Source organism: Oleiphilus sp. HI0117 (genome assembly GCF_001635235.1).
The window spans coordinates 1-371 of record NZ_LWGA01001508.1 but is presented as its reverse complement, the minus strand read 5'-3'; the positions used below and the strand labels follow the sequence as shown (position 1 = coordinate 371).

General features: G+C 46.4%; 1 protein-coding gene. It reads right to left on the bottom strand.

Features of this window, described 5'->3' with window-relative positions:
- A partial coding sequence (locus A3757_RS24840; RefSeq protein WP_197470306.1) for an NADP-dependent isocitrate dehydrogenase occupies positions 1–371 on the bottom strand: 371 nt, incomplete at both ends.

Below are 371 nucleotides of genomic sequence, written 5' to 3'. Positions count from 1 at the left end.
AAGCTTTAACACTCATAAACATGCCATCGATCACTTCTTTCTCAATGACAGCTGTCTTTTCTTTAAGTACGGTCACTTTTCCATCTGCTTCAACAAGTTCAATACGAACATTGCCAGCTTTTTCAATTACCGTAGACTGCTCTTGGTCGTAAAAGTCGCCGCTACGCATATGGGCAACATGTGTACGTGACGCCTGACTCCACTTACCCATGGAGTGTGGATATTTACGCGCATAGGCTTTAACGGAAGGTGGCGCGCGACGATCTGAATTACCTTCACGCAGAACAGGGTTTACCGCACTACCCAACACTTTGGCATACTTTGCTTTAATCTCTGTTTCTTGCTCGCTGCCAGCTTCGTCGGGGTACTCA